The sequence below is a fragment of the Gordonia sp. 852002-50816_SCH5313054-c genome (assembly GCF_001665925.1).
Taxonomy (GTDB): domain Bacteria; phylum Actinomycetota; class Actinomycetes; order Mycobacteriales; family Mycobacteriaceae; genus Gordonia; species Gordonia jacobaea.
Genome location: NZ_LZTE01000090.1, coordinates 1 through 15,625, shown reverse-complemented (window position 1 = coordinate 15,625; position 15,625 = coordinate 1). Strand labels below are relative to the sequence as shown.

Below are 15,625 nucleotides of genomic sequence, written 5' to 3'. Positions count from 1 at the left end.
GCCGTGAACCCCCCAGGCGGGTAGCGTGTCGGACGTGTTGGGTTTGCCAGAACAGATCTCGGTCGCCCTATTCGACCTCGACGGTGTTCTCACGAGTACCGCCGTCCTACATCGCGTTGCGTGGAAAGCCGCCTTCGACGACTTCCTACGTGACCGCGACGGCGACGACTTCGTGCCGTTCACCGAACAGGACTACCTCGACTACGTCGACGGTCGTCCACGGGAGGACGGTGTGCGCGCGTTCTTGTCGTCACGCGGCATCGACGATGTCGATGAGGCGACGACCGAGCGAATCGGCTCGGAGAAGAACGCGAAGTTCCTGGACAAACTCTCCAGTGACGGCGTGAATCCCTATCCCGGGTCGGTGCGTTATCTGCAGGCCGCCCAGGAAGCCGGGCTACGCATCGCAGTGGTGACATCGTCGAAGAACGGAGAGGCCGTACTCGACGCTGCAGGACTGTCGAAGTACGTGGAAGTGCGTGTCGACGGACAGGAAACGGCCGCACGTGGACTGCGCGGGAAACCCGCGCCCGACTCATTTCTCTTGGGGGCAGAATTGATGGGCGTCGAACCGACGGCAGCAGCCGTCTTCGAGGACGCGATCTCAGGTGTACAAGCAGGCGTGGCAGGCCACTTCGGCTACGTCGTCGGTATCGACCGAGTCGGCGGCACCCAGGCTGAGGCGATGCGCACCACGGGCGCCGACATCGTCGTCAACGATCTAGACGAGCTGATCCCCGCATGAGCCGCACCACAGAACAGACCACCGGATTCGACATCGATCCGTGGCAGTTGCACTGGCGCGGAGTCGATCTCGAGAAGCTCGGTCGAAACGAGACGCTGTTCGCCCTGTCCAACGGCCACATCGGACTACGTGGGAGCTTCGAAGAGGGTGAGCCGGTCGACCATCCCGGCACCTACCTCAACGGCTTCTATGAACTGCGGGATCTGCCGTACGCCGAAAGCGGCTACGGTTACCCCGAATCCGGCCAGACCGTCGTCAATGTGACCGACGGCAAGATCATTCGCCTCCTCGTCGAGGACGAGCCGATGGATCTCCGGTACGGCCGCACCGAAGAACACTCGCAGACACTCGATTTCCGTACCGGAACGCTGCGTCGCAACACTCTCTGGACCTCGCCGACCGGCCGCACGGTGCGCATCAAGTCCGAGCGGCTGGTGTCGTTCACCAAACGCACCATCGCCGCGATCCACTACGAAGTGGAGCCCGTCGGCGAAGACATGAAGATCGTGCTGCAGTCCGATCTGCTCGCCAACGAGCCGGTTCCGGTGCCGGGTAACGATCCCCGGCTCGCCGCAGCACTCGAGTCGCCACTGGTCTCCGACCTCGCGACGTGCCGCAACTACTGGGGCATCCTGGTGCACCACACCAAACAGTCCGGGTTGCACATGGCGGCCGGCATGGATCATCAGATCGACTTCCCCGGCGCGGCAGACAGTTTCATCCGTGCCGACGACGATCTGGCCCGGCTGACCATCGCGGCGAACGTTCCGGAAGGAACGTCGTTGAAGATGACCAAGTACATCGGATACGGGTGGTCGGCGCGACGGTCGGTTCCCGCGCTTCGTGCGCAGGTCGACGCCGCACTCGCCATGGCAATGGAGACCGGCTGGGAATCGTTGAAGGCCATGCAGACCGCCTACATGGACGACTTCTGGCGCGACGCCGACATCGAACTCGACGGCGATCCCGAGGTTCAGCAGGCGGTGCGCTTCGCGCTCTTCCACGTGCTGCAGGCCGGTGCGCGCGGACAGTCACGCGCAATCCCGGCCAAGGGACTCACCGGACCGGGATACGACGGCCACACCTTCTGGGACACCGAGAGTTTCATCCTGCCCATGCTCACCTACACCGTCCCGGCGGCAGCAGGTGAGGAATTGCGTTGGCGCCATTCGACGATGGACAAGGCGAAGTCACGCGCAGCAGAACTCGGACAGCGCGGCGCCATGTTCCCGTGGCGCTCGATCAATGGTGACGAGTGTTCGGGCTACTGGCCTGCCGGTACCGCGGGTGTGCACGTCAGCGCCGACATCGCCAACGCGACCGCACGCTACATGCGCGCCACCGAGGACGAACAGTTCGAAACCGAGTGCGGCGTCGAGCTTCTCGTCGAGATCGCCCGCCTCTTCGCCGGTCTCGGGCACCACGACGTCAACGGACACTTCCGGCTCGACGGTGTGACCGGACCCGACGAGTACACCGCCGTCGTCAACAACAACGTGTTCACGAATCTCGCTGCGCAACTTGCACTTCGCGACGGCGTGGCCTGGGTCCATCGCCGGCCCGATCTCGCGCAGAAGTACGGCGTGACGAATGCTGAAGCGGCGCACTGGGAATCGTGCGCCGACGACATGACGATCCCGTACGACGACGCGTTGGGAGTCCACCAGCAGTGCGAGGCGTTCACTTTGCTCGGCGCGTGGGATTTCGCGGCGTCGGTCGGCAAATACCCACTGCTGCTGAACTATCCGTACTACGACCTGTATCGCAAACAGGTGGTCAAGCAAGCCGACCTCGTGTTCGCGATGTACATGTTCGGCCGGGCGTTCACCGAGGAACAGAAGCTCCGCAACTTCGACTACTACTATCCGCTCACCGTTCGCGACTCCTCGCTGTCGGCGTGCTGTGAGGCCGTGACGGCTGCCGAAGTGGGCTATCTCGACCTCAGCTACGACCTCCTCGCCGAATCGGTCTTCACCGATCTCCACGACCTACACAGCAACGTCAGCAGTGGTCTGCACATCGCCGCGCTCGCGGGTGCGTGGATGGACTGCGTCGCGGGATTCGGCGGCATGCGTGACTTCGGTGGCCACATCACGTTTGCGCCCCGGCTCCCACCGCGACTGACCTACATGTCTTTCCGTATGACGGTGCGGGATTCGAAGATCGTCGTCGCCGTCGACAAGAAGACCGCGACGTACCGCTTGCTCTCCGGTCCGAAGATCGACCTCGCGCACCACGGTGAGAAGTTCACGCTTACCGCGGAGCACCCGGTGACGCGCGACATCGCGGAGATCGAACATCGTGAGCCGCCGAAGGCGCCGGTGGGCTGCGAGCCGTATCACCGAGACTGATTCCCGGGTGGCCGAGTCCGACGCCTCAGTGCGTCGGCTTGGCCTCCGGGTCGGCCTTGATGTTGCGGGCGATGCGCGTCCGCAGTTCTCTCAGAACGTCTTTCGACGCCTCCGCCCACGGCATGAGGATCGGGAAGACGTGAAACATACCGCGACCCTCGTATCCGTACACGCCGACACCGTTGGCCTCGAGTTTCCCGACGAAGTCGCGGATGCCGTCGCGGAACATCTCGTACTCGCCCCAGCAGACGAACGTCGGGGGAAACCAGTCGGGACTCGGTTCGGCGTAGACGATCGACACCCTGACGTCGTTGGGCTGCACGCCGTGCAGGTAGGGAGTGACCGGGATGCTCCACGGCAGGATGTCGTACTTGGCGTTCTCGGTCACCGAGGCGTTGTCGAGGTCGAGGTCGATCTCGGGCGAGAACAGCGCGAGCGCCGCCGGCCGAGGCATGCCCTGGTTGTGTAGATAGCTGATCAACGACGTCGCGAGACCACCACCGCCGGAATCTCCCGCCACCATCAGGTGATCGGCGTCGATCCCCCGGTCGAGTAGGCCCTGGTAGACGTCGGCGGCGTCGAGAACTCCTGCAGGGAAGGGGAATTCGGGTGCCATACGGTAGTCCGGGATGAAGATCTCGAAACCGGTGATCCGAACCAGCGCTGCGGCGAATGCCGAGTACATGATCGGCGTCGTACCGATATATCCGCCACCGTGCAGGTACAGGACAGTTGCCCCGATGGATTCCTTGGTTTCGTCGTCGTCGACGAATTCGTCGCTGCTGGCCTTGGCACGGCACCAGATTCCCGACACGCCGTTGATCTCGTCTTCGGAGATGTCGACCTTGCCGGCGAGTTCGATGACCGGCGGCAAGACGACATTGCAGATATCGTCGAGCGCCTTCTCCATCGAACGGAACTCCTCGATGGGCAATCCCATCGAATACCCCATGAACGCGCGAATGGTGTTCCTGGTGACGGACTGGCCGACGTTGTCGAGGAATCCGGCAGGCCCCTTCCACGGTTTTGAGAAGGGCACTCGCGCGAGACCGTTCAGCAGACTCTCGCCGAGGCCAACCATCGTCAACGCCGCGACGGGCTTGGATGCGGTCTCCACCTCGGGTCGATCAGCCATCACCATGCGGTCAGAATACGGGACGTGTCACTTCGATCGGCCTCGATGAACGCACGGTCGGCTGTCTCGAGCGCCCAGTCGGCACGATCTGGCGCACAGTCGGCGTTCAGGAGCGCACAGTCGGCCGCCTCGAGCGCCCAGTCGGCCGTCCCCGAGCGCGCGGTCGACGCGGGGCGCTCGGGCGTCGGGCGACCAAGTATCCTGGCAGGCACTATGCCCACTGATCTGACCAGCACCGACACGCGTACATCACACGGCGCCGGGCGCCCGTACTACATCACGACGGCCATCGCCTACCCCAACGGCGCACCGCACATCGGGCACGCCTACGAGTACATCTCGGCCGACGCACTCGCCCGGTTCAAGCGTCTCGACGGATTCGACGTCCGATTCCTCACCGGAACCGACGTGCACGGGCAGAAGATGCAGCAGACCGCCGAGAAAGAGGGCATCCCGACGGCGGAGTTGGCCAAGCGCAACTCCGATCGCTTCCAGGCTCTCCAAGACCGCCTCGGCTCCAGCTACGAGCGCTTCATCCGAACCTCCGACGACGACCACAAGCGCGCGTCGGAAGTCATCTGGAAGCGCATGGCCGACACGGGCGACATCTACCTCGACACCTATTCGGGCTGGTACGACGTCCGTGACGAGACCTTCTACGCCGAGACCGACACCACGGTCAACGACGCGGGCGAGCGCGTGGCCTCCGACAACGGGCATGTCCTGACCTGGACCGAAGAGCAGACCTACTTCTTCCGACTCTCGGCGTATCAGGATCGACTGCTCGAACTGTACGAATCGCACCCGGAGTTCATCGGACCAGATGTCCGACGCAACGAGGTGGTCAGCTTCGTCAAGGGGGGCCTGACCGACCTGTCGGTCTCGCGCACCACGTTCGACTGGGGTGTTCCGGTGCCCGGGCATCCCGATCACGTCATGTACGTGTGGGTCGACGCGCTGACCAACTACCTCACCGGCGTCGGCTTCCCCGACGACGCCGCCACGTTCGAGCGGTACTGGCCCGCCGATCTGCATGTGATCGGCAAGGACATCATCCGCTTCCACTGCGTCTACTGGCCGGCGTTTCTGATGAGCGCGGGAATCGAACTACCCAGGCGGGTCTTCGCGCACGGCTTCTTGTTCAACAAGGGCGAGAAGATGAGCAAGTCGCTCGGCAACGTCGTCGATCCGGAGAGCCTCCTCGACGAGTTCGGTCTCGACCAACTCCGCTACTTCCTGCTGCGCGAGGTGCCCTACGGCCAGGACGGCTCGTACTCCGCCGAGAGCATGACCGCACGCGTCAACGCCGACCTCGCCAACGAGTTCGGCAATCTCGCGCAGCGCACGCTGTCGATGATCGGCAAGTACTTCGACGGTGCGGTCCCGACCCCCGGCGCCTACACCGACGCCGACTCCGAGATCCTCGGCGCCACAAGCACACTGCTGCCGCGCGTACGCGACAACTTCGACGTGCAGGCGATCCATCTTGGACTCGAGGCACTGTGGTCGGTGCTGGCGCAGACCAATCGGTACATCTCGGCACAGGAACCGTGGAAGCTCGCGAAGACCGATCTCGACCGGACGGGCACCGTGCTCTACGTGTGCGCAGAGGTGGTGCGCGTAGTCGCACTGCTGGCGCAGCCGGTCATGCCGACGTCGTGCAACGCGCTGCTCGACCTACTGGCTGTCGGCGACGATCGAGAGTTCACAACCGTCGACGACCGCCTCACGCCCGGAACCCAATTGCCCAAGCCCACAGTGATTTTCCCGCGCCGCGACGCGTGAGCCGGTGTGCGGTGACGCGTTGACCCCGACCGCGACGGACCTGCTACGCACGCTGCAGGTGGCGACCGCGCGTCGCGGATCACCGCCTCCCGCAGCCCTTGTGGGCGACTGGTGGGACGCCGACGCGGTCATCGCGCCGTCGATCGAGGTACGCCCAGGTCTTGCACCACCCGATCGTCCCGACCGATTCTGGTTGGGATACTTGGGTTTTCCGGTGCGCGGCGTCGAATCAGCATTGCCGACGATCGCCGGCGGTGAGACCGACCACCTCCTCGTACTCAAAGACGGGCGCTGGCAGCACGTCAGCGCCTCCGGCACCGGGCCGCCCGACTGGGTGCGCGAGGTATTAGCCGATGCCGCAACGGAAGTCGACGACTCGACCCGAGGGTGGTCGACCCGGTGGGAACCGCCAGACCCTCGACCACACCTGGCAGCGATCGAACACTGTCTCGAGGCCATCAGCGCTGGCGAGATCTATCAGGCATGCCTGTGTACCCGATTCACCGGAACGCTCACCGGATCTGCGTGCGGGTTCTTCGCAGATCTCGTGTCGCGCACCCGACCCGCCAAATCTGCTTTCCTACAGGGTGATTGGGGCGCAGTGGCGAGCTTTTCCCCCGAGACCTTCCTGTCCCGACGTGGCGAGCGTGTGTGGTCGGCGCCCATCAAGGGCACGATCGCCGCGGGCGACGACCCGACGGTGCTCGCGGCGTCGTCGAAGGACATCGCCGAGAACATCATGATCGTCGACCTCGTACGCAACGACCTCGGTCGTGTGGCATGCACCGGGTCTGTGCGCGTCGAGAGGTTGCTCGAGGTCGTCGGCGCGCCGGGCGTGTGGCACCTCGTCTCGCGGGTCGGGGCACAACTGCCGCCGGAGATCGGCAACGTGGCGTTACTCGATGCCACCTTCCCTCCGGCTTCGGTCACCGGAACTCCAAAACTCAGGGCAATGCAACTGCTGGCCGACTGGGAGCGCGACCCACGCGGGGTGTACTGCGGGGCAGTCGGATTGGCAGGTCCAGGAGGCTTGCTCGACCTCAACGTCGCGATCCGGACAGTCGAGATCGCACCCGACGGCTCGATGGCGCTGGGCGTCGGTGGCGGCATCACCGCCGATTCGGATCCGCATCGTGAATGGCAGGAATGCCTCGACAAAGCCGCAAGTGTGGTCAACGCGCGACCGAGTGTGCTCGGCTAACGTTATCGATATGAATTGGGCCGCGACCGTCCAGCAGGCCGCCGAGATCACCACCGACCTCGCCGACATCCGAGCCTCGATCATCAGTGAATCACTCGGCGCTGACGCGGTCGGCTCCACACACACTGCGCACCGCTATCCGGACAACTACACGCCGCCGACATCAGTTCTCGAATCGTGGCTGCGCGCCCGCGCCCGCGGACACCAACGCGACACTCATCAACCCGAACTGGTCAATGCCGACGAACTCGACCGTCGCCGTGAACAGAGTTCGCTTCGGCACGCGTCGACGGCAGCCCGGGCGATCGTCGAGGCAAGCGCCGACGAATCCGAGCTCGTCTTCGGGATGTTCGACGCAGACGGCGTGATGCTGTGGGGACAAGCCGATTCCCGACTCCGCGACGCGGCGCACGGGTTGCACATCACCGAGGGTGCGCGCTGGGATGAAGAATCGGCCGCAACGACCGTGGTGGGACAGGTACTCGCCGACCCCAGACCGCAGCGCGTCTACCCCGCCGAGCACTACGCGAAGGCACTGGGCGACTGGTACTGCACGGGAGCTCCCGTCCTCGATCGGGTCACCGGCGACGTCGCCGGGGTGATTGCCTTCGGAGGGCAGATGAATGCCGTCCAGCCCGCGACGCTCATGCTCGCCGCGTCGGTCGCCGAGTTCTGCGCACGCGACGTCTCTGACGAGCACCAGCGCAGATTGAGCCGACTGCGTGAGACCGGCCGAACCACGTTGTCCGCCTTCAAGACCGCGCTCCTCGTCGACGACGATGGTCTCGTCGCCGACAGCCGCGGAGTGATCGCCCCGACCCGGATAGCCCCACCGGGCGACGGTGAGATGCGCTTCGTGGCCGGGCTGGGCGTGTGCATCGCGGAGCGCGTCGACGGCGGCTGGGTGGTACGTCCGTCAGGGCCGGCCGGTCCGATCCTCATCGAGCTCGATCTCCGTGGCGAACCGTCGATTCACGTCACCGACGGCCCCGACCACATCACCATTGTCGTCACGCGGCGTCACGCGCAGATCCTGCTACTGCTCTCCGACGCCGGGCGCGCAGGCCTCACCTCTGCGCAGTTGAGCAAGTTTCTGTTCGGCGACACGACCCACGAGGTGTCTGTCCGGTCCGAGATGTCGCGCCTACGACGCGTCGTCGGCGCCCTGGTGTCGAGTCGGCCGTACCGCCTTGCCACCGACGTGACGCTGACCGTCGTCCCCGACTGAGTGGGCCGTCGGCGGGTATCCGCAGCTTGGGTCGTCAGTCCGCTTCCGACCGCGCAGCCAGGACCGCCTCGTAGATGTCGCGCCGCGATACGCCCGTGCCCTCGGTGACCTGCGCGCAGGCCTCCTTGAGTCGTAGACCTCCCGCGACGAGCCGTTCGGCCTGCTCGACGAGGTCGTCGACCGCGGGTACCCGACGTTCCCCCGGTGCCACGACGACGGTGATCTCGCCGCGGACACCCTCGGCCGCCCACTGCGCGAGATCGGCGAGCTGGCCCCGGCGGATCTCCTCGTAGGTCTTCGTCAGTTCCCGACACACGGCCGCCTCGCGATCGGGTCCGAGGACGTCGACGGCGTCCGCGAGGGTGTCGGCCAGGCGATGGGGCGAATCGAAGAAGACCACGGTGCGCGGTTCGTCGACGAGCTGGGCCAGCCAGTCGAGCCGTGCCTGGTGCTTGCGTGGCGCGAACCCCTCGAAGCAGAAGCGATCCGACGGCAGGCCCGATACCGCCAGCGCGGTGGTCACGGCCGACGGTCCGGGCAGTGCCGTCACCCGCAGACCCGCTGCCGCACATGCTGCGACGATCTTGTGCCCGGGATCGCTGACCGAGGGCATGCCCGCATCGGTGACCAACAGCACTGTTCTTCCGGCGCGGATCGCATCGAGGAGTGCCGGGGTGCGCGCAGCCTCGACCTGGTCGTAGTAGCTGACGATGTTCCCGGTGATGGTGACGTCGAGCGCCTGGGCCAGCGCCTTGGTGCGGCGGGTGTCCTCGGCGGCCACGATGTCGGCGGTCGCGAGGGCGTGCCGCAGCCGCGACGACGCGTCGTCGACCTGGCCCATCGGGGTCGCGGCCAGGACGAGTCGACCGTTGCCCGTGTCGGTGTCGGACGCGTCCGGAGCGGGAATCATGCGAATCACTGTACGAGCGGGACATTACGATGGTCCGGGTGACCATCGTCGACGGACCCATCGCTGCGCCCGCCGCCGATCCGACGCCCGCCCGCGGACGCCTGCTCAAGGTGGCCGCGCTGCGTTCGACGCGGGTCCGACCCGACCCCGAAATCGAGGTGCCGCTCTTCGGCGCACCCGACCGAACGCGGGGCCTGATCGTCGGTCTGATCATCACCCTGGTGGCCACCGCCACCCGCTTCTGGGGGCTGAACCACCCGACAGACCAGGGCACACCGGTCTTCGATGAGAAGCACTACGTTCCGCAGGGCTGGCAGGTGCTGACCGGCGGCAACTGGATCGAGGACAATCCGGCCTACGGACTCGTCGTGCATCCACCGGCCGGTAAGTGGCTGTTGGCCGTCGGCGAGTGGATGTTCGGATACAGTCCGCTCGGTTGGCGGGTCATGTCCGCGGTCGCGGGCGTCGCGATCGTGGTGATGATCTACCGGGTCGTGCGTCGAATGGCACGGTCCACACTCATCGGAGCGATCGCCGCGGTATTCGCGATCTGCGACGGCGTGCTGTTCGTGCAGTCACGCATGGGCATGCTCGACATCTTCCAGTGCCTGTTCGTGGTCGCGGCATTCACCGCGGTCACCTGTGACCGCGACCAGGTACGCGAGCGGATGTTCAACGCCTACCTCGACGGCCGCATCAACGACTCACAGTTCGGACCTCGCCTGGGTTTCCGGTGGTACCGCTTCACCGCGGGGGTGATGCTCGGACTGACGTGTGCGACGAAGTGGTCGGGCATCTACTACATCATTTTCTTCGGCCTGCTGGTGATCGGATTCGACGTCGCGGCACGCAAGGCGTATCACGTTCGACGCCCCTGGGCGGGCGCGCTGGTTCGTGACGCCGTACCCGGCGTCGCGAGCCTCGTCGTGATGCCGATCGCCATCTACTTCGCGAGCTTTGTCCCGTGGTTCACGAGCGAGACGTCGGTGTACCGCTACCAGGTCGGCAACACGATCGGGACCGACGGACCGTACGCGTGGGTGCCCGGCGCGTGGCGATCGCTCTTGTACTACGAGGCCGGGGTGCTCAAGTTCCACGCCGGTCTGACGAACTCGGCCGGTAACCACCACCCCTGGGAGTCCAAGCCGTGGACGTGGCCCATGAGCCTGCGCCCCATGCTGTACGCACTGGAGAACGGACCCGACCAATGTGGCGGTGGCCAATGCGTCCGCGCCCAGATGCTGATCGGGTCACCGGCAATGTGGTGGCTGGCGCTTCCGATGCTGCTCTGGGGGTTGTGGGCGTTCCTGATCCGACGCGACTGGCGCTACGCCGCGGTGATCGTCGGATACGGCGCGGGCTTTCTGCCGTGGTTCGCCGAACTCGACCGCCAGATGTACTTCTTCTACGCGACGGTCCTGGCACCGTTCCTCGTGATGGGCTTGGCCCTGTGTTGTGGCGACATACTGCGAGCGACCAGATCGTCGCCGACCAGACCCCGGCCGGAACGGCAGGTTCTCGGCATCATCGTCGTCGCGATCTACATCGGGCTGGTCGTCGCGAACTTCGCCTGGCTGTGGCCGATCCTGACCGCCAGTCCCATCTCGCCCGAGGAATGGCACCAACAGATCTGGCTGCCGAGCTGGGGCTGACGCGCGGGCGGGGTGGTTTCGACAGGCTCAACCAGCGGTGAGGCGCTCAACCAGCGGGGGCCGCTCAACCAGCGGTGGTGCGCTCAGCCAGCGGGATGCTCGTCGCCGCCGACGGCCCGCGTGACCAGGTCGATGATCGTGGCGTCGTCGACTCCCATCGCACGCAGTGCGGCGACGTGGTCGACGGTGGCGCGCTGGGCGTCGTCGAGCGTCGTGTTCGATCCGGCTTTGATGAATGTTCCGCGTCGGCCCCTGGTCTCGATGATCCCGGCGGCCTCGAGTTCGCGATAGCTCTTCGCGACCGTGTTGGGGGCGAGGTCGAGGTCGGCGGCCAGTGCGCGCACCGTCGGAAGTCGTTCTCCGACAAGCAGTTGGCCCCGCGTGACGAGGTCGATGACGCCGAGGCGCACCTGTTCGAAGGGTGCGCGATCGGAGTCGTGGTCGATGGCGAGCCGTGCGGCGAGGTCCATCGTCGACCTCAGAGCGGGTCCCGCGACAGCGGACACGACATGCACCGTGGACCGCCACGGCCGGAGCCGAGTTCGCGGCCCTCGATCTCGATCACCTCGATACCCGAGTCGACGAGTCTGCGGTTGGTCTCGACGTTGCGGTTGTAGGAGACCACGACGCCCGGTTCGACAGCGAGAGTGTTGTTGCCGTCGTCCCACTGCTCGCGCTCGGCGGTGACCGGGTCGAGGCCGGTGTCGATGACACGGAGTTTGCCGATGCCCATCGCGTCCGCGGCCGCCTCCACGAACGGGCGCGGCCCGCTCACATCGACGTCGCCGTCGCCTAGGTCGCGCAACGTGAATGCCGACATGCTGTCGCGGATGTTCGGATACATCACGACGGCATCGGCGTCGACCATGGTGCAGACCGTGTCGAGGTGCATGAATGCGCGCTGTTGCTCGATCGGAACCGCCAGAGCGGTGTGGGCCAATCCGTCGGCGAACAGGCTGCGCGCCAAGGCTTCTGCGCCGGCGGGAGTGGTGCGTTCACCGACTCCCACGGCGACGACTCCCGGCGCCAGCAGCAGCACGTCGCCTCCTTCGACGGGTGCGACCTGCGATTCGTACGCGCGTCGCGCACCCGTGAACAGCGGGTGGTGCGCGTAGATCAGATCGGTCAGTGAGGTCTCTCGCACGCGGGCGGGCAGAGCGAGCGAGGTGATCGCGAAGCGCGGCCCGATCCAGAACGAACTGTCGCGGGTGAACAGCAGATTGGGTAGCGGCGCTATGGCGAACTCCGGCCCGACGTGCATGCGACGCACCAGCGACGCCGACTCCGCCGCCGGGGTCAACGGCAACTCGTCGAAGGTCATCCCAGCGGTCAACACGTCGGCGAGTTCCGGTGCGGGCAGGCCGCGCAGGTACCCTGCCAGTTCTTCGGCAAGGTGGGGTCCGAGCAATCGGGAGTTCACTGCTGCTGCGATTCCCTGGATTCGCGCGGCGCCGCTGTGGTCGAGCGTCTCGGTGAGTAGATCGCCGAGGAGAAAGACGTCGACGCCGCGCGCGGTGAGTGCGGCCGCGAACTCGTCGTGCTCCTCTTGAGCGCGGGCGACCCAGGGCAAACCGTCGAACAGCAGTTGGTCGCTGTTGCGCGGGGTGAGGCGCAGCAGTTCGTCGCCGGGGCGGTGCAGCATCACCGCGCGTAGTCGGCCGACCTCCGTGTTGGAGCCGAGTGTGTAGTCACCGCTGGCAGTCGACGCAGGCATGGATCAAATCTAGTCGCCGAGTGCCGCGCATGCTCGACGCCGAGCGTCAGGGTGCGTCGGGATCGGACTGCTGCGTCGGATGCAGTCGCGGGGCGGCACCGACAACCTCGGGAGCCGACTCGCGGGCGAACAGCCACGCGACGAACGCAACGGCTGCCACCGCTCCGGTCAGCACGAATGCCGGGCCGAATCCGACAGCTCCAGCAACGAACCCGACGATCAGTGGACCGGTGACCGCACCGAGATCCGACGACATGCTGTAGGCCGCGAGCGCCGAACCACCCTGCCGTCTGGCGCCGAGAACGTCGGCGAGCGCGGCCTGATGAGTCGGGGCGAACAATCCCGATCCGACACCGGCGAACAGCGAGAGCACCAGCGCGAAGACGATATTCGGCGAAAACCCGAGCAGGGCTGTCGAGATCGCCATGATGGCGAGGCCGGGAAGCATCACCGGTCGGCGACCGAGCCTGTCGGACATCCTTCCCGCGACGAGGATCGCGGCGACGTTACCGGCAGCGTAGACGGCGAGGACCACACCGGTCATGGCGGCCGACTCGTCGAGTCCCTCGGTGATGAACAGCGGCACCACCGCGACGCGCACGCCCATCGACGCCCAACCCTGCGTGAAGTTCGACGCGATGATCGCGCGGTAGGCGCTGTCGTGCAATGCGGTTCGCAGCGACATCGCACCTCGTTGCGGAACGTCGGAGACCTCGGGCGCCGCGGTGTCGCGCAGTTGTGTTGCGACGACCGCCGACGCGATCAACAGTGCGACGGCGTACACGACGAAGGGCATACGCAATCCGAACCCGACCAGCGCGCTGCCGATCAGTGGGCCGGTGATGTTGCCGATCAGGAAGCCCGCGGAGAAGAACCCAGAGACCTTGCCGCGGATCTCGTTGGGCGACAACCTGATCAGCAGCGCCATCGCCGACACCGTGAACATCGTCGAACCGATACCACCAGCACCACGGAACAGCAGAAGCTGAATGTAGTTCTGCGCGAACGCACATGCCAATGTGCTCGCCGCGACGATCAACAGACCTGTCAGATAGATGCGTCGTTCGCCGAGGACCGTCACCAGGCGTCCGGTGGCGGGCGCGAAGACCAGTCGCATCACCGCGAACGCCGACACCACTGCCGACACAGCGGTGTAGCCGACGTCGAAACTGCGCGCGAAGGTCGGGAGCGCGGGCGCGATCAGACCGAAGCCGAGCGCGATGACCACGTTGGCAGCCAGCAGCACCCAGATCCCGCGAGGAATCTGCTTCACTCAGATCACGGCTCCTCCGGAAGCTTGTCGAGCGCTTCGGCGGTCAGCGCGCGACCCAGCTCGATCATCTCCGTGGCCTTGTGAAAATCCAACGTGCGCACGGCTTTACGTGGCACCCGAATCAGAATGTCCGGCGGGTATCCCGCGATCTGGTAGCGCGTCAGCGCAATCGACATGATGTCTAGAGAGCGCAGCAGGATCTCAATTCTGCCCATCGGAGCCGCTTTGGCACCGTCGTCGACCTCGCTCGCCGTTGACAGCGTCTCGACGTCGTCGGATCCGTCCGACCCGGCGGGCGCGTCCTCCTCGGGAGCGTCGTGGCTCCCGGAATCGTCGGCCTCGACGCCGAACCGTTCGCGCACCGAGCGCACCCAGTCGTTTTCCAACAACGGGGTGATGTTGCGGCGGATCACGCCCTTGGTCTTGGGTGCTCGACTCGCGCCGTGTTCCGCGCCCTCGTCGGCGTCGAGCACCACGCCGATCGTCACGTCGCTGCTGACCGCCGACGTCGGGGCGACAGGCAGTGGGTCGAGGATGCCGCCGTCTGCGAGGAGTCGACCGTCAACCTCATGGGGCCGGATCACTCCCGGGATCGCGATCGACGCCCGGATGGCGTCGACGAGACTGCCCTTCTGGAACCACACCGGTCGACCCGCGGCGAGGTCGGTGGCGACCGCGGTGAACGGGATCTCGAGGTCTTCGATCACGGTGTCGCCAAGGATCTCCCGGACACGCGCCAGGATGCGCTCGGCGCCGATCATCCCGCCCGGCTTGGACAGCGAGACGTCGAGCAAACGCATCACGTCGAGCTGCGACAAACCGCTGATCCAGTCGACGTAGTCGTCGAGACGCCCGGCACAGTAGAGCCCGCCGACCAGCGCACCCATCGATGATCCGGCGACGCTGACGATCTCGTACCCGCGTGCGTCGAGTTCGGTGACGACGCCGATGTGTGCGTAACCGCGAGCTCCCCCGCTACCCAGAGCGAGGGCCACGCGAGACGGTCGGGCCATGATGCTCAGCCTAACGATGACGTCCGACGCCGCACGCGTCAGTCGATCGGAAGCCGCCTCGGACCCGGACCCTGCCGGTTCAACTCATCGCCAGGGTTGAGCAGGTGGCACGCACCCAACGAGAGGCAACCGCATCCGACGCACGAACCGATCATGTCGCGCATCGTCTCGAGCAGGTCGATGCGGTGATTGATGTCGGCGATCCACCGCTGCGACGCCGCCTCCCACATCGCCCGCGACGGCGACTCGTGATCGCCGAGCTCGGTGAACACCTCCCCGATCACCGCAAGCGGTATCCCCGCAGCCTGCGAGGCGCGGATGAAGGCGACCCGCCGCAGCATCGCGCGGTGGTAGCGCCGCTGATTGCCCGACGTGCGCCGCGAGAAGATCAGCCCCTGGTCTTCGTAGAACCGCACGGCCGACGGCGCGATGCCCGCGCGCTGCGCCAGCTCACCGACGGACAATTCGATCTTCTTCAGGCCCATACAACGACAATAGGCGACTTCAAGTTCACTTGAAGTCGCCTTGCCCGCTGATCGAGCTAGTGTCGCGTGTCGTTAATTAGTTTATGGTTCGTGGTTTGAGAGAATTGGCTATGGCGAATTCTGCGGCCCCGGC

13 protein-coding genes are annotated in these 15,625 nt (G+C 65.8%); 6 read left to right on the top strand and 7 right to left on the bottom strand.

Features of this window, described 5'->3' with window-relative positions:
• Positions 1–34: 34 nt before the first annotated feature.
• The gene (locus A5788_RS23145; RefSeq protein WP_064869512.1) at positions 35–745 is read left to right on the top strand and encodes an HAD family hydrolase; all 711 of its coding nucleotides are present in this window, start codon (positions 35–37) and stop codon (positions 743–745) included.
• Positions 742–3,096, top strand: coding sequence for a glycoside hydrolase family 65 protein (locus tag A5788_RS23140; protein WP_049697972.1), 2,355 nt, complete (start codon positions 742–744; stop codon positions 3,094–3,096). Before A5788_RS23145 ends, A5788_RS23140 begins: the two co-directional genes overlap by 4 nt.
• A 25-nt stretch (positions 3,097–3,121) precedes the next feature.
• On the opposite strand, the gene A5788_RS23135 is transcribed toward A5788_RS23140, so the two are convergent.
• The gene (locus A5788_RS23135; RefSeq protein WP_049697971.1) at positions 3,122–4,237 is read right to left on the bottom strand and encodes an alpha/beta hydrolase; all 1,116 of its coding nucleotides are present in this window, start codon (positions 4,235–4,237) and stop codon (positions 3,122–3,124) included.
• A 207-nt stretch (positions 4,238–4,444) separates the two neighbouring features.
• On the opposite strand from A5788_RS23135, the gene metG reads away from it, so the two are divergent.
• Genes metG through A5788_RS23115 form a run of 3 tightly spaced genes read left to right on the top strand, consistent with a single transcriptional unit; the run spans position 4,445 to position 8,445 of the window.
• Entirely contained in the window at positions 4,445–6,016 is a 1,572-nt protein-coding gene (gene metG / locus A5788_RS23125) for a methionine--tRNA ligase (protein ID WP_064869482.1), read from the top strand.
• A 19-nt stretch (positions 6,017–6,035) separates the two neighbouring features.
• Positions 6,036–7,217 (top strand): aminodeoxychorismate synthase component I, encoded by a 1,182-nt coding sequence (locus A5788_RS23120; protein ID WP_064869514.1) that lies wholly within the window; start codon positions 6,036–6,038, stop codon positions 7,215–7,217.
• A 10-nt stretch (positions 7,218–7,227) separates the two neighbouring features.
• Positions 7,228–8,445 (top strand): GAF domain-containing protein, encoded by a 1,218-nt coding sequence (locus A5788_RS23115; protein ID WP_064869484.1) that lies wholly within the window; start codon positions 7,228–7,230, stop codon positions 8,443–8,445.
• A 34-nt stretch (positions 8,446–8,479) separates the two neighbouring features.
• Here A5788_RS23115 and rsmI read toward each other — a convergent pair whose 3' ends face one another.
• On the bottom strand, positions 8,480–9,355 hold the full coding sequence (gene rsmI / locus A5788_RS23110; RefSeq protein ID WP_064869516.1) for a 16S rRNA (cytidine(1402)-2'-O)-methyltransferase: 876 nt from the start codon (positions 9,353–9,355) through the stop codon (positions 8,480–8,482).
• Positions 9,356–9,384: 29 nt separating this feature from the next.
• Here rsmI and A5788_RS23105 point away from each other — a divergent pair, with 29 nt between their 5' ends.
• A complete protein-coding gene (locus A5788_RS23105) occupies positions 9,385–11,007 on the top strand; it encodes a dolichyl-phosphate-mannose--protein mannosyltransferase (RefSeq protein WP_082937926.1) in 1,623 nt (540 codons plus the stop codon).
• Positions 11,008–11,090: 83 nt separating this feature from the next.
• Here A5788_RS23105 and A5788_RS23100 read toward each other — a convergent pair whose 3' ends face one another.
• Genes A5788_RS23100 through soxR form a run of 5 tightly spaced genes read right to left on the bottom strand, consistent with a single transcriptional unit; the run spans position 11,091 to position 15,492 of the window.
• Complete coding sequence (locus A5788_RS23100) at positions 11,091–11,477, bottom strand: GntR family transcriptional regulator (RefSeq protein ID WP_064869486.1); 387 nt, start codon at positions 11,475–11,477, stop codon at positions 11,091–11,093.
• Between the two features lie 8 nt (positions 11,478–11,485).
• The gene (locus A5788_RS23095; RefSeq protein ID WP_064869488.1) at positions 11,486–12,721 is read right to left on the bottom strand and encodes an arginine deiminase; all 1,236 of its coding nucleotides are present in this window, start codon (positions 12,719–12,721) and stop codon (positions 11,486–11,488) included.
• 46 nt (positions 12,722–12,767) lie between these two features.
• Positions 12,768–13,994 (bottom strand): MFS transporter, encoded by a 1,227-nt coding sequence (locus A5788_RS23090; protein ID WP_064869490.1) that lies wholly within the window; start codon positions 13,992–13,994, stop codon positions 12,768–12,770.
• Between the two features lie 5 nt (positions 13,995–13,999).
• Positions 14,000–15,007 (bottom strand): patatin-like phospholipase family protein, encoded by a 1,008-nt coding sequence (locus A5788_RS23085; protein WP_064869492.1) that lies wholly within the window; start codon positions 15,005–15,007, stop codon positions 14,000–14,002.
• A gap of 38 nt (positions 15,008–15,045) precedes the next feature.
• Positions 15,046–15,492 carry a redox-sensitive transcriptional activator SoxR gene (gene soxR, locus A5788_RS23080; protein WP_049697962.1) on the bottom strand — a complete coding sequence of 149 codons (447 nt, stop codon included), beginning with the start codon at positions 15,490–15,492 and terminating at the stop codon, positions 15,046–15,048.
• Positions 15,493–15,625: the final 133 nt, after the last annotated feature.

Bases quoted from the DNA above. Each gene is read 5' to 3' on its own strand.
- A5788_RS23105 (WP_082937926.1), top strand. From the start codon at position 9,385: ATGGTCCGGGTGACCATCGTCGACGGACCCATCGCTGCGCCCGCCGCC.
- A5788_RS23115 (WP_064869484.1), top strand. From the start codon at position 7,228: ATGAATTGGGCCGCGACCGTCCAGCAGGCCGCCGAGATCACCACCGAC.
- A5788_RS23095 (WP_064869488.1), bottom strand. From the start codon at position 12,721: ATGCCTGCGTCGACTGCCAGCGGTGACTACACACTCGGCTCCAACACG.
- A5788_RS23085 (WP_064869492.1), bottom strand. From the start codon at position 15,007: ATGGCCCGACCGTCTCGCGTGGCCCTCGCTCTGGGTAGCGGGGGAGCT.
- A5788_RS23100 (WP_064869486.1), bottom strand. From the start codon at position 11,477: ATGGACCTCGCCGCACGGCTCGCCATCGACCACGACTCCGATCGCGCA.
- rsmI (WP_064869516.1), bottom strand. From the start codon at position 9,355: ATGATTCCCGCTCCGGACGCGTCCGACACCGACACGGGCAACGGTCGA.
- soxR (WP_049697962.1), bottom strand. From the start codon at position 15,492: ATGGGCCTGAAGAAGATCGAATTGTCCGTCGGTGAGCTGGCGCAGCGC.
- A5788_RS23135 (WP_049697971.1), bottom strand. From the start codon at position 4,237: ATGGTGATGGCTGATCGACCCGAGGTGGAGACCGCATCCAAGCCCGTC.
- metG (WP_064869482.1), top strand. From the start codon at position 4,445: ATGCCCACTGATCTGACCAGCACCGACACGCGTACATCACACGGCGCC.
- A5788_RS23140 (WP_049697972.1), top strand. From the start codon at position 742: ATGAGCCGCACCACAGAACAGACCACCGGATTCGACATCGATCCGTGG.